Origin of the sequence: Pantoea anthophila (assembly GCF_006494375.1) — a bacterium.
GTDB lineage: Bacteria > Pseudomonadota > Gammaproteobacteria > Enterobacterales > Enterobacteriaceae > Pantoea > Pantoea anthophila.
The window spans coordinates 39,643-52,097 of record NZ_VHIZ01000027.1; the positions used below are offsets into that span (position 1 = coordinate 39,643).

Here is a 12,455-nt window from a genome sequence, read left to right on the forward strand (position 1 = left end):
GGCTTTTTTATTGTTCTCGTACAAATCCGGAAGAGATGATGACGACCAGCGCCACTCCGCTTTTTGACCTCCAGGTGCGGCCGATTACTGCCGCCGATAATCCGCATATCGCTCATGTCATCCGCGTTGTTTCGGCGGAATTTGGGCTGACGGCTGACAAGGGCTATACCGTCTCCGATCCCCAGCTCGACCAGCTGTTTGAGCTCTACAGTGCCGATCAGAGCGCCTACTGGATTGTTGAGTATCAGGGCAAGGTGGTGGGCGGCGGAGGCGTGGCGCCTCTCGCCTGCAGTGCGCCAGACATCTGCGAACTGCAGAAAATGTACTTCCTGCCCGTGGTGCGCGGCCAGGGCCTGGCGCGCGAGCTGGCACTGCGGGCGATGGATCATGCACGCAGCCACGGCTTCCGTCGCTGCTACCTTGAAACCACCGCCAGCCTGACCCGCGCCATCAGACTCTATGAGTCGCTGGGCTTTGCACACATCGAAGGCGCAATGGGCTGCACCGGCCATGTGGATTGCGAAGTGCGCATGCTGAAGACCTTATAAACCGCGCTCCACGTAACGCATATCGTTGATGGACTCGATTTTGAACTGCCCGTTATCGGTGTAGCGCAGCAGCGTCACACTGGCATTCTTAAGCTGCTCGCGTAACGAAGTATTGCCCAGCGCCTGCAGTAGCGTGGTGATAGCCATACCGTGACTGACCACCAGCACATTGCCTCCGCCCTGCTGCTGCGCCTGCTTCGCGATAGCCGTAATACTCTCCACCATGCGCTTAGCTACCTGCTGATAGGTTTCGGCCTGGCCGGAGGATTTAACCCCTGGCAGCGATGGCGTGCCTGCGGCTTCCGCCTCATGAATCGCATCGATCATCCTGTCCATCTGAATTTTACCGGCGCTGAATGCCTCCAGCAGCGCCGTGTCGGAGGGATAACCCGCCTGAAGGGCGGCAGCGGTAATCAGATTTTTATCCAGATCGCCTTCATAAAGGCCAAATCCCACCTCGCGCAGCCCTTTCATCTCTTTCAGTACAGGCGGATTTTTCCAGTTCTTCATCACCAGCTGCGCGGTTTCCCTCGCCCGACCCGAATCGCTGGACCAGGCCGCGACGAAGGGCAACGGCTGTAAACCCCGTCCCAGTTGCTCTGCAACCGCGGCGCCGGAAGCGGTCAGCGGCGTATCGGCCCATCCCTGAGCGCGATGCACCGTGTTAAACATGGTCTTGCCATGCCGGGTCACATAGAGCATCACATCCGCGGCCCAGGCGGAGCCGGCAGTGCTGACGGAGATGAGGGCAATTAACATCAGGGTTTTCAGTTTCGTTTTCATTTTACTCTCCGGGTTAAAAAAGATTGAATTTATATTGAATGACCACTTCGGCGGATAAACTGCGGGAGCGCTGAACTTTTCCCTGACTATTCAGGCGCGGAGTCTCTTTACTGTTTTTATATGACCAGCCATAACCGGTCAGCGTAAATAGCGTCAGATGTTTAAAGGTGGGATGCTGATTACTGAACTGATTAATTAATGAAACCTCGCCGGTTCGCACAAGGTTATTACGATAATGGAACTGACCATAATTAAGCTGTATTCCGCTGCTGATCCCTTTTGCAATTTCATACTGACTCAGAGAGACCAGCGCCAGCTCTCTGTCGCGCATATAATCTTTGCCCGCGGAGGTCAGTGAAGTGAAACGTCCCCGGGTATTTTTAGTCAGGGGTCGGGCATAATATCCCACCGCCTGCTTTTTAGGGGCGGATGTCCAGCCAGCAGCCAGCCTCTGCGTCCAGGCGCCCTGCTTCCAGATGGCCTCCCCGACATAGTGCCATGCCTGGTGATCAAAGGTTCTTTTGCTGGCGGGCATACTTTTATACTTTTCCAGCGCCTGGCTGCCATAGATCTGCGAAGCCAGTGACCAGTGTGGCGAGAGGGAATAGCCTGCCTCAATGACATGACGGCGCTGATAGCGTTCGGCCTCGCCAAACGCATAGGCCAGCGCGTGACCGCTATCTTTGTAGCTCAGCGCCGCGGTGTAAATGGCGTCGATTTTTTGCCGGGCCTGGGTTTGCAGCGCCAGCGTTTTACCCGAGTCGTGCCGTATGGCTTTGTTAACCATGGCAAGATCCAGCCGGGCATTCTGCCACGTCACGGCACCGCTGTAGCCGGCATAGCTGTTGCGCGACAGGCGATCCGTGGTCGTCAGCACACCGATATTTTTCAGTTCCTGCCAGCCCGCCTTCCCCTCGAACCGCAGCGCGCGGTTGCCGAGCTTCAGCTTAAGATAGCGCTGACTGAACTTGCTGAAGCCGTGCGCATCCCGCTTTTCCATGTTCCCGCCGCTGTCATAGAGCAGACCACGCGTGGAGAAGTAGTCGCTGGCGCCCAGGCGTACGGCGCGGGTGTAGGTCGCATCAAACCCGAGCAGGTCCCACTGATAACCGGAACGAAAATCGAACGTCGCGGCCTGGCCCCAGGCGTTGTGAACCGCAGTGGGCTGTGCTTCGTTCTCCTTGAGATACTTCCAGTGGTTGCGCAGTCTGAGATCGAGCGCAGCGTCACGCCATAATCCGGAGGAGGTCTGAATGCCGGACGCATTAACATTTCCCCAGCAAAGGGTCAAAAATAGCGAAACAAATAACAGAGAATAACGTTTTCCTTTCATTATGAAGTCCTTCACCTGGCGATATTAAAAATCCGTCCCCCCATGACAATAAGGGTGACCTGGTGCCGTTAACCCATAAAAAAACCCGACCCACTGCCCTCTGTTAAAAAGGGCAGTGAGTCGGGTTTTGCTTAAAAAAAATAACAATCCCGCACTGACTCCGGGACTATATTTATTTAAGGGCGGAAAGTCAGCGTAAAAAAGCCGTTATGTGATAGGTGGCACAAAATATCTTTGTCTGCCAGCGTGATTTAAAATAAAGCGTTACACAGCGCGTTATTTAAAACAGCGCCACGCAGAAAATATAAACGCGATCACCCAACCAGAAAAAGAGACACCCCGATCAGGGTGCCCTCAGGGATTCACCAGGCGGGTACGCCGCTGTGAAAACGCAGCTCCGTGTCCGGCTCGCTAATCAGCTTCGCCTCGACCTGGCCAATTGCCTGCACCCGTGGCGCGATATCTTTTGCCGCGATCTGCGCGGCCAGCGTCAGGTAATCCTGATAGTGGCGCGCCTCGGAGCGGAGAAGCGACAGATAGAACTTCGCCAGCTCGTCATCCAGCCAGGGAGCCAGACTGGCAAAACGTTCGCAGGAGCGCGCCTCAATGTAAGCGCCGCAAATCAGCTTATCCACCAGCGTTTCCGGCTCATGGGTGATCACCTCACGCAGCAGAGATTTTGCATAGCGGCTGGAGGTGATCTTCTGATAGACCAGTCCGCGTGACTGCATAATCTCCCACACCTGATAGAAGTGATGCAGCTCCTCTTTAATCAGCAGCACCATCTTTTCCACCAGCTCATCGGCCCAGGGCAGCGCATTGCGCACGATGATGCGTTTGGTCAGATTTTTATGGGCATTGATAAAGTCGCTGTCGCCATCTTCGCGGAAGATGAAGTCTTCATAGGGTTTCAGCCAGGCGAGAATCGCCTCGCCGCTCGGCTTGTCGGCCACATACTTACGGATTAACCATACCGCGGTCTGCGCGGCTTTCAGTTCGCACACCAGATGGTCGGTCAGCAGCAGGGTCAGGTTTTCCGGCTTGCGCGCCTCATCAATCCAGGCTTGCGGCGTGCGGCAGTGCAGAAACTGACAGATCGGTTCGAGTAGCGGTGCGTAATTCATGATGTCAGAACAGAGCAGGAGAAGGTAAGAGGCGGAGAGGGCTCCGCCCGGGCGACTTAGTGGCGAACACCATCATCATCTTCATCGTCGATAGCGTCGTCATCTTCCTCTTCGGCATCGGGATCTTCGAAATAGGTGCCCCAGCCGTCATAATCGACGTTGTATTTACCGACCAGGTTAACCAGCTGCTCAACCTGCACATCGATCAGTTCCGCTTTCAGCGCCGATTCGCTGAGGATGTCAACGCACATGACGGTCGTGCCATCTTCCAGCTCCAGCTCTTCCGGCTCGGTCACTTCATAACCCAGCTTAAAGGCGTCAACGGCCGCTTTTTCCAGCGAATCAAAATTATTGCATGAGAGATGGTGCTCGATGGTATAGAGCGCATCGGGATCGCTGCCATCCTCCAGCAGTTCTTCGATAATCTGCCGCGTCTCTTCACGCTGCTCTTCCAGCAATGCTTCATATGCCATAACGATGTTCCTCTCTGAGTTCGGCAATAAACCGCTATTTTCCCACACTGCCTGTCGCGCCACTACACAAAACGACAAGTTTATTGGCACCCGCTCTTGAAAATGCATATTCATACGGTTAGATTGAATTTTAATTCACTTTAATGATTACCGGAGTGTTGTATGAGTCAGCTGTATCAGCGCCATTTCCTCAGGCTTCTGGATTTTACCCCCGCCGAAATGGATCACCTGCTTACCCTTTCCGCTGAATTAAAGCAGGCGAAAAAAAGCGCCAGCGAAGTGCAGTACCTGAAAGGCAAAAACATCGCGCTCATCTTCGAAAAAGACTCGACCCGTACCCGATGCTCTTTCGAAGTTGCCGCTTACGATCAGGGTGCTAACGTCACTTATCTCGGCCCGAGTGGCAGCCAGATCGGCCATAAAGAGTCGATGCGCGACACGGCGCGGGTGCTGGGCCGGATGTACGATGGCATCCAGTATCGCGGTTACGGTCAGGCGCTGGTTGAAACGCTGGCGGAACATGCCGGTGTGCCGGTCTGGAACGGCCTGACAGACGAATTTCACCCGACCCAGCTGCTGGCCGACCTGCTGACCATGCAGGAGCACCTGCCGGGCAAAAAACTCAGTGACATGACGCTGGTCTATGTCGGTGACGCACGCAACAACATGGGCAACACCATGCTGGAAGCGGCGGCGCTGACCGGACTGGATCTGCGCCTGGTGGCCCCGGAAAGCTGCTGGCCCGAGGCGCAACTGGTGGCAGAGTGCCGTGAGGTCGCCCGTCAGACCGGCGGAACCATCACCCTCACCGACAACATTGCTGACGGCGTCAAAGGCGCAGACTTCATCTACACCGATGTCTGGGTGTCGATGGGTGAAGCCAAAGAGGTCTGGGCAGAGCGTATCGCCCTGCTGCGTGACTATCAGGTTAACCGGGCGATGCTCGATCTGACCGGCAATCCGCAGGTGAAATTCCTGCACTGCCTGCCCGCTTTCCATGACGATCAGACCACGCTGGGTCAGCAGATGGCGGAGCAGTACGATCTGCCCAACGGCATGGAGGTGAGCAACGAGGTGTTTGAGTCGGCGCACAGCATTGTCTTCGACCAGGCCGAGAACCGGATGCACACCATCAAAGCGGTGATGGTGGCCACGCTGGGCCAGCGCTGATCGTCCGGCGGCAGGCGGGCTGACGCCACAGGTTGTCACCCGTTTGCCGCCCCGGCCCTCTCCGCAGCGCAAACGTTTTCCCTTGCTGCGCCACCGCGAACGGGTATAATGCGCCCCAATTTGCCGGAGGAAATATGCGACAGCACAGCGGACAATTTGACGCGCCATCACGCCTGACCGCAGGCGGTGCTGCTGTTTCTTTCGGTCATCGACCCGATCATAAAAAAGCCCCTTAAGCAGGGGCTTTTTTTTGTCCGCAATCCGGCCGCGCAGAGGAGAGAGTTATGGCTAACCCGCTATACCGCAAGCACATCATTTCAATTAACGACCTCAGTCGTGAAGAGCTGGAGCTGGCGCTGCACACCGCCGCTCAGCTGAAAGCCCATCCGCAGCCGGAACTGCTGAAGCACAAGGTGATTGCCAGCTGCTTCTTTGAGGCCTCGACCCGCACCCGCCTGTCGTTTGAAACCGCCATTCACCGTCTGGGGGCGTCAGCGGTGGGCTTTGCTGACGGCAGCAACACGTCACTGGGCAAAAAAGGCGAAACCCTGGCCGACACCATTTCCGTCATCGGCACCTATGTGGATGCGATTGTGATGCGTCATCCGCAGGAGGGCGCGGCGCGGCTGGCGACGGAGTTTTCCGGCGGCATCCCGATTCTCAACGCCGGTGACGGGGCCAACCAGCATCCGACCCAGACGCTGCTCGATCTCTTCACCATCCAGGAGACCCAGAGCCGCCTGAATAACCTGAACGTGGCGATGGTGGGGGATTTGAAATATGGCCGCACCGTGCACTCCCTGACCCAGGCGCTGGCGAAGTTTGATGGCAACCGCTTCTTCTTTATCGCGCCCGATGCGCTGGCGATGCCCGCCTATATCACCGACATGCTGGACGAGAAGAGTATTCCCTGGTCACGCCACGACAGCTTTGAAGAGGTCATGCCGCAGCTCGATATTCTTTACATGACGCGGGTGCAGAAAGAGCGGCTCGATCCGTCTGAATATGCCAACGTCAAAGCGCAGTTCATCCTCCGCGCCGCCGATCTCGCCACGGCGCGTGACAACATGAAAGTGCTGCACCCGCTGCCGCGCATCGACGAAATCACCACCGATGTCGACAGCACCCCTTACGCCTGGTATTTCCAGCAGGCGGGTAACGGCATCTATGCACGCCAGGCTCTGCTGGCACTGGTTTTAAACAGCGAACTCGCCCTGTAAGGAGATCTCATCATGACGCAGGACAACAAATTGCAGGTCGAAGCGATCAAACGCGGCACGGTCATCGACCACATTCCGGCACAGATCGGCTTTAAGCTGCTCTCTCTGTTCCGGCTGACCGAAACCGACCAGCGCATCACCATCGGCCTGAATCTGCCGTCAGGCGAGATGGGCCGCAAAGATCTGATCAAGATTGAAAACACCTTTCTCACCGACGATCAGATCAATCAGCTGGCGGTCTATGCGCCCGATGCCACGGTTAACCGCATCGACGACTATGAGGTGGTGGCCAAGATCGCCCCGACGCTGCCGGACCGCATCGAGCGGGTGCTGACCTGTCCCAACAGCAACTGCATCAGCCGCAGCGAGCCGGTCTTCTCCAGTTTTGCCGTGAAGCAGCGCGCCGACGATGTGCATCTCAAATGCAAATATTGCGAAAAAGAGTTCGCCCGCCACGTGGTGCTGGGTCACTGGTAATCGCCCTGCCCGACCTTATAATGGGCAACACCGGCGGCACCGCCGCCTGATGACATAATTAAAGGAGCCATGATGTCCCGTGAAATCAGTACTGAGAAAGCCCCTGCCGCGATCGGTCCCTATGTTCAGGGCGTCGATCTGGGCAGCATGATCATCACCTCAGGTCAGATCCCGGTCGATCCGGTCACCGGCCAGGTGGCGGATGACATTGCCGCACAGGCGCGTCAGTCGCTGGAGAATGTGAAGGCGATTGTGGAAGCGGCGGGCCTGAAGGTGGGCGATATCGTGAAGACCACGGTGTTCGTGAAGGACCTGAATGATTTTGCCACGGTCAACGCCACCTATGAGGCGTTTTTCACCGAGCATGACGCACACTTCCCGGCGCGTTCCTGTGTCGAAGTGGCGCGTCTGCCAAAGGATGTGAAGATTGAAATCGAAGCGATCGCGGTCCGTCGCTGATTCGTCCGTCCGCCTCTCTCCGCCGCGCAGGCCGGAGAGAGGCGGTGACGCGCTTAACGCTTAGCCGGTCGCCACAGCCACAGTACGGCTATCGCCAGCGCAAACAGTACGCCAAACCCGACGCCCGTTGCGACAGCAGGCGCACCCGCCTTTATCGCCAGCGTATAGAGCCCCAGCATCACCAGCATCGCGCTGTTCTCACCGAGATTCTGCACCGCAATCGCGTTGCCGGAACCCACGCTCTCTTTGCCCCGCGCCTGCAGCAGCGCGTTCAGCGGCACCACAAAGAAACCGCCCAGCGCGCCAATCAGCATCAGCAGGAGATAGGCGCTGACCAGCGAATGCTGCAGCGAGAAGACGACGACCATCACGCCAATCAGGACGCCCGCGGGCATGCAGCGGCGCACCGTCTCCAGCGTCACCAGCTTCGCCGCCGCCGCCGCTCCCAGCACAATCCCGATCGCCACCATCGCATTCAGGGTGGTGGGAGTGGTATTGTCGCTGATGCCCAGCGCCACCGGCACCCACAGCACCAGCAGGAAACGCAATGTCACGCCAGCGCCCCAGAAGAGGCTGGTGCCGAGCAGCGAGAAGCGCGTCTCTGCGTCGCGCCACAGCAGCCCAACGGCATCGAAAAAGCGGCGCACCATGACGCCCGGCCGCCAGCTCTGGCCTGGCCGCGCCGCCTGCAGTTTCGGGATAAAGAGGTTCGCGGCGACCGCAATGCCGTAGGTGAGCGCACAGATCCCCAGCGCCGCCAGCAGATGCCAGTCCGCCAGCATTCCGCCCGCCACCGAGCCGAGCAGAATGGCGGCGATGGTCGAGCCCTCCATCAGCCCGTTGGCTTTGACCAGCTTCTCGCCGTGGGTAATCTCACCCAGGATGCCATATTTGGCCGGAGAATAGGCGGCCGCCCCCGCGCCGACCAGGGTATAGCCGATGAACGGATTGAAGCCGAAGCAAATGGTCAGCGCCCCCAGCAGCTTCAGGCTGTTGGCGAGCATCATCACCCGCCCTTTTGCCATGCTGTCCGCCACCTGACCGACAAAAGGCGCCAGCAAAATGTAGGCCGCGACAAAGAGCATCTGCAGGATCGGCTGGCTCCAGTCGGGATAGAACTGGCTTTTCAGCAGCGCCAGCGTGGCAAACAGCAGCGCGTTATCGCCGAAGGCGGAAAAGAACTGGGCGACAATCACGGCGATCATGCCGCGTGACATCAGCGGTGCAGTGCGATCAGGGCTCATGTCTGCTCCTCTTCCGCCATCTTTTTCAGCGTCACATAGTCAGGTTTGCCGCTGCCGAGCTGCGGCAGCTGTTTCACCACCCGGATGTCGCGCGGCAGCGCCAGATCCGGCGCGCCCAGCTCGCGGGCCGCTTTCTGCAGCGTGTCGCGCGCCAGTTCAGCGTCGGTGGTGAAGAGCACCAGCGCTTCGCCGCGCTGCCCATCGGGACGCAGTGAGGCGGCGTGCTGTTTGTCCGGCGACGCCTTCAGGGCGATCTGCTCGACGATCTCCAGCGACACCATCTCACCGGCAATCTTGGCAAAGCGTTTGGCACGGCCCTGAATCTGGCAGAAACCGCCTTCATCGAAGCTGACGATATCGCCGGTGTCATACCAGCCCGCCTCCATATTGCCTTCACCATCGTCGGCGACCGGCGCTTCGAGTACGCCAGGGTTTTCGACCCGCAGATAGCCCTTCATCACGTTTGGCCCGCGCAGCTGCAGCCGTCCGCCGTTCTCGATGCCCGGCACCGACATCAGCCGTGAATCCATGCCCGGCAGAATCCGTCCGACGGTGTGCGCCTTCGTCGCCATCGGCACGTTGATGGCGACTACCGGCGCACACTCGGTGACGCCATAGCCTTCAAGGATGCGGATGCCGTACTTCTCCATATAGAGCTGGCGGGTGTTCTCCTGCAGCTTCTCGGCCCCCGCCACCACATAGCGCAGGCGGGCAAAATCGTACGGCGCGGCAAAGCGCGCATAGTTGCCCAGGAAGGTGGAGGTGCCAAACAGCACGGTGCAGTTGCGGTCATAGACCAGCTCCGGCACGATGCGATAGTGCAGCGGGCTGGGGTAGAGAAAGACCTGCGCGCCGGTCATCAGCGGCGTAAACAGGCCGACGGTCAGGCCAAAGGCATGAAACAGCGGCAGCGCCGACATAAAGCGATCGCGCGGCGTGAAGTCCGCCACGGTGCGGATCTGTTCGACGTTCGCCAGCAGGCTTTTATGCGAATGCACCACCCCTTTAGGATTGCCCTCCGAGCCGGAGGTAAACAGCACCATCGCGGCATCTTCCGGCTGCTGCGGCAGCTGGGCGCGGCGCGGCATCAGCAGGTGCGCGACGATCCAGAGTTTATCTTTCGCGGTCACCGTCTCTTTCAGATCTTCCAGATAGATCCACTGCACCTCACCGAGCCCCTGCGGCAGATGCCACAGGTTACCTTTCTCCAGGAACTGCCGTGAGGTGAAGACCGTTTTAATCTGCGCGGCGGTCAGCGCCGCCCGCATACCGTTCACGCCTGCGGTGTAGTTAAGCATCGCCGGAACGCGACCACGCAGTGAGGCACCGAAAATCGCTGCGGCCGTGACGGTGGTATTTGGCAGCAGCAGCCCGACCACTTCACGCGGCTGACTGTAGCGCTCCAGAATCCGGCCCACGCCCAGCGACTTTTTCAGCAGTCCGTTGTAGCTGTCAGGTTTGAAACTGACATCTTCGATGCAGCGCTTAAACGCGCCGTAGCGGGTCCGGGCGGAGAGCAGCGCCTCAAACAGGGTTTCACGCGGACGCACCGCCATGCGCGCTTCCATCATGATATGGTGCAGATGCTCCCCGGCCAGCATACGCCGGTCGCGCGCCCGTTTCGCCTCCGGCATCGGAATGCGGGTGGCGGGCAGCACAGAGAGGGTGATGCGCGGGAACAGGCGGCGTTTGAACACGCCCGCCAGGCGACCAAACGGCGTGAACTCTGCGCCTTCAATCCGCATCGGCACCACGTTCGCACCCGAGCGGGCCGCGACAAAGCCCGCCCCGCTGTAGATCTTCATCAGCGAGCCGGTGACGGTAATCCGCCCTTCCGGGAAGATCACCACCGGACGGCCACTGTCGATCAGCCGCACCAGCTGCTTCAGCGCCATCGGCCGGGTCGGGTCCAGCGGCACAAAGTCGATAAACGGTCTGACCAGGCGCATAAACCAGCTTTCGCCGATGGTCGAGTAGATGGCGAAGACCGGTCTGACCGGCAAAAATAGCGCCAGCAATATGCCGTCGAGAAACGACATATGGTTCGGCGTGATCAATACCTTCTGTTTATGCAGTTCGGCGACGTCGCCACGCAGTTCGACCCGCCATAACAGGCGGAAGATGAGGCGCAAGAGTGTGAAAACCATGCCGGCTCCTTAGCATCGGGGAAAAATAGGCCCTCACGATGCAGGATTTGAGGCAGTTCGACAACAGAATTATCGCCACACCGACACCGTATCAGGGTGCCTGCCAGCCGCCGCCAAGGGCGGCAATCAGCGCCACACTGCTGACCCACTGCGTGCTCTGCAGCGTCAGCAAACTCTGCTGGGCACTCAGGCTGCTGTTCTCTGTGGTCGCCACATCCAGGTAGTTAATCATGCCCGCCTCATACTGCAGACGCGTCACCCGCGCCGAGGTCTGCGCCGCGTCGGTGGCACGCTGCTGCGCGGCAACCTCGCCCTGTAGCGTGTTCAGCTCTACCAGCTTATCTTCCACCTCCTGCATCGCGGCCAGCACCGTCTGACGATAGGTCGCGACGCTGGCATCCCAGGCTGCCCGCGCCTGATCGACCCTGGCAGAGGTCGCGCCCGCGTCAAACAGCGTGCCGCTCAGCTCTGGCCCCAGTGACCAGACGCGGTTTGGCAGCGAGAACAGCGAATGCAGCACCGAAGCGCTGACGCCCCCGCTGGCGCTCAGGGTCAGGTCGGGATAGTAACCGGCCACCGCTACCCCCACGGCGGCATTGGCGGCGGCCATGTTGCGTTCGGCGTACGCGATGTCAGGACGGCGCTGTAACAGCTCGCCCGGCAGGGCTGCCGGAATCGCGGGCAGCGTAGCGGTCAGCGGCGCGGCGGTCAGCGTGAAGTCAGCGGGGGCTTTGCCGACCAGCAGCGCAATGGCGTGTTCCATCTGCGCGCGCTGCCACTGATAATCCTGCGCCGAGGCGCTGGCGCTCTCCAGTTGCAACTGCGCCTGAGCCAGAGTCGCACGCGATGCGGTGCCCGCCTGATACTGGCTGTTAATGACGTTCAGGTAGCGCTGATAGGCATCAACGCTCTGCTGATAGCACGCGATTTTCTGATCCATGATGCGCAGCTGGAAATAGTCCTGTGCCAGCTCAGACTGGGCGCTCAGAGTAATATTGGCCAGCTCTGCTGCGCTGGCCGAGGCGCTGGCGCGATCCTCCTCCAGCGTGCGCCGCAGTTTGCCCCACAGATCCAGCTCCCAGCTGGCACTCAGCGCCGCCTGATGGCTGCTGCTGGTGGTGCGAACGCTACTGCCAGTGGCATGGCTGCCGCTGCGCGTCACGCTGCCGTCATAGCCCAGCGAAGGAAACAGCGCTGCGCGAGACTCCGCCGCCAGCGCCTGCGCCTGCCGGTACTGCGCGGCATAAGTCGCCACGTTCTGATTCGATACGCTCACCTGGCTCAGCAGCCCGTCTAGCGTGGCGTCATGGTAGACCGACCACCATTTGCCTTTGCTTTGCGCATCCAGCGGCGTCGCCTGCTGCCAGCCCCGGGCCTCTTTATAGTGAACCGGCATCGCCACCGCCGGGCGCTGATAGTCGGGACCCACGCTACAGCCAGCCAGCAGCAGCACAATAAACGGGATAAAAGGTTTCAT

At 59.3% G+C, this 12,455-nt stretch carries 12 protein-coding genes; 5 read left to right on the forward strand and 7 right to left on the reverse strand.

The features are described 5' to 3' along the window. Positions 1-38: 38 nt before the first annotated feature. Positions 39-548: a GNAT family N-acetyltransferase gene (locus FJW00_RS05135; RefSeq protein WP_058957612.1), complete on the forward strand. Its 510-nt coding sequence runs from the start codon at positions 39-41 to the stop codon at positions 546-548. On the opposite strand, the gene FJW00_RS05140 is transcribed toward FJW00_RS05135, so the two are convergent. The 4 genes from FJW00_RS05140 to rraB form a co-directional block, all read right to left on the reverse strand. Beyond that, a complete protein-coding gene (locus tag FJW00_RS05140) occupies positions 543-1,331 on the reverse strand; it encodes a histidine phosphatase family protein (RefSeq protein ID WP_140923211.1) in 789 nt (262 codons plus the stop codon). The genes FJW00_RS05135 and FJW00_RS05140 overlap by 6 nt on opposite strands. 13 nt (positions 1,332-1,344) lie before the next feature. Continuing rightward, positions 1,345-2,664 carry an OprD family porin gene (locus FJW00_RS05145; protein WP_140923212.1) on the reverse strand — a complete coding sequence of 440 codons (1,320 nt, stop codon included), beginning with the start codon at positions 2,662-2,664 and terminating at the stop codon, positions 1,345-1,347. A 362-nt stretch (positions 2,665-3,026) separates the two neighbouring features. Then, a complete protein-coding gene (miaE, locus tag FJW00_RS05150) occupies positions 3,027-3,788 on the reverse strand; it encodes a tRNA isopentenyl-2-thiomethyl-A-37 hydroxylase MiaE (RefSeq protein WP_140923213.1) in 762 nt (253 codons plus the stop codon). A 56-nt stretch (positions 3,789-3,844) separates the two neighbouring features. Then, positions 3,845-4,261 (reverse strand): ribonuclease E inhibitor RraB, encoded by a 417-nt coding sequence (gene rraB / locus FJW00_RS05155; protein WP_009092365.1) that lies wholly within the window; start codon positions 4,259-4,261, stop codon positions 3,845-3,847. Positions 4,262-4,423: 162 nt separating this feature from the next. Here rraB and argF point away from each other — a divergent pair, with 162 nt between their 5' ends. The 4 genes from argF to ridA all read left to right on the forward strand — a co-directional run bounded on the left by argF (position 4,424) and on the right by ridA (position 7,587). Then, positions 4,424-5,431: an ornithine carbamoyltransferase gene (gene argF, locus FJW00_RS05160; RefSeq protein WP_046101107.1), complete on the forward strand. Its 1,008-nt coding sequence runs from the start codon at positions 4,424-4,426 to the stop codon at positions 5,429-5,431. A 284-nt stretch (positions 5,432-5,715) separates the two neighbouring features. Next, on the forward strand, positions 5,716-6,651 hold the full coding sequence (gene pyrB / locus FJW00_RS05165) for an aspartate carbamoyltransferase (protein WP_009092369.1): 936 nt from the start codon (positions 5,716-5,718) through the stop codon (positions 6,649-6,651). Between the two features lie 12 nt (positions 6,652-6,663). Then, positions 6,664-7,128: an aspartate carbamoyltransferase regulatory subunit gene (gene pyrI, locus FJW00_RS05170; protein ID WP_009092371.1), complete on the forward strand. Its 465-nt coding sequence runs from the start codon at positions 6,664-6,666 to the stop codon at positions 7,126-7,128. Positions 7,129-7,200: 72 nt separating this feature from the next. Then, positions 7,201-7,587, forward strand: coding sequence for a 2-iminobutanoate/2-iminopropanoate deaminase (gene ridA, locus FJW00_RS05175; RefSeq protein WP_058957616.1), 387 nt, complete (start codon positions 7,201-7,203; stop codon positions 7,585-7,587). Positions 7,588-7,640: 53 nt separating this feature from the next. On the opposite strand, the gene lplT is transcribed toward ridA, so the two are convergent. From lplT to FJW00_RS05190, 3 genes are all read right to left on the reverse strand, one after another. Next, positions 7,641-8,831: a lysophospholipid transporter LplT gene (gene lplT, locus FJW00_RS05180; protein WP_009092375.1), complete on the reverse strand. Its 1,191-nt coding sequence runs from the start codon at positions 8,829-8,831 to the stop codon at positions 7,641-7,643. Continuing rightward, positions 8,828-10,978 carry a bifunctional acyl-ACP--phospholipid O-acyltransferase/long-chain-fatty-acid--ACP ligase gene (gene aas, locus FJW00_RS05185; protein ID WP_009092376.1) on the reverse strand — a complete coding sequence of 717 codons (2,151 nt, stop codon included), beginning with the start codon at positions 10,976-10,978 and terminating at the stop codon, positions 8,828-8,830. The genes lplT and aas overlap by 4 nt, the downstream gene beginning before the upstream one ends. Positions 10,979-11,069: 91 nt before the next feature. Continuing rightward, positions 11,070-12,455 (reverse strand): efflux transporter outer membrane subunit, encoded by a 1,386-nt coding sequence (locus tag FJW00_RS05190; RefSeq protein WP_140923214.1) that lies wholly within the window; start codon positions 12,453-12,455, stop codon positions 11,070-11,072.

Bases quoted from the DNA above. Each gene is read 5' to 3' on its own strand.
- FJW00_RS05135 (WP_058957612.1), top strand. From the start codon at position 39: ATGACGACCAGCGCCACTCCGCTTTTTGACCTCCAGGTGCGGCCGATT.
- FJW00_RS05140 (WP_140923211.1), bottom strand. From the start codon at position 1,331: ATGAAAACGAAACTGAAAACCCTGATGTTAATTGCCCTCATCTCCGTC.
- FJW00_RS05145 (WP_140923212.1), bottom strand. From the start codon at position 2,664: ATGAAAGGAAAACGTTATTCTCTGTTATTTGTTTCGCTATTTTTGACC.
- miaE (WP_140923213.1), bottom strand. From the start codon at position 3,788: ATGAATTACGCACCGCTACTCGAACCGATCTGTCAGTTTCTGCACTGC.
- rraB (WP_009092365.1), bottom strand. From the start codon at position 4,261: ATGGCATATGAAGCATTGCTGGAAGAGCAGCGTGAAGAGACGCGGCAG.
- argF (WP_046101107.1), top strand. From the start codon at position 4,424: ATGAGTCAGCTGTATCAGCGCCATTTCCTCAGGCTTCTGGATTTTACC.
- pyrB (WP_009092369.1), top strand. From the start codon at position 5,716: ATGGCTAACCCGCTATACCGCAAGCACATCATTTCAATTAACGACCTC.
- pyrI (WP_009092371.1), top strand. From the start codon at position 6,664: ATGACGCAGGACAACAAATTGCAGGTCGAAGCGATCAAACGCGGCACG.
- ridA (WP_058957616.1), top strand. From the start codon at position 7,201: ATGTCCCGTGAAATCAGTACTGAGAAAGCCCCTGCCGCGATCGGTCCC.
- lplT (WP_009092375.1), bottom strand. From the start codon at position 8,831: ATGAGCCCTGATCGCACTGCACCGCTGATGTCACGCGGCATGATCGCC.
- aas (WP_009092376.1), bottom strand. From the start codon at position 10,978: ATGGTTTTCACACTCTTGCGCCTCATCTTCCGCCTGTTATGGCGGGTC.
- FJW00_RS05190 (WP_140923214.1), bottom strand. From the start codon at position 12,455: ATGAAACCTTTTATCCCGTTTATTGTGCTGCTGCTGGCTGGCTGTAGC.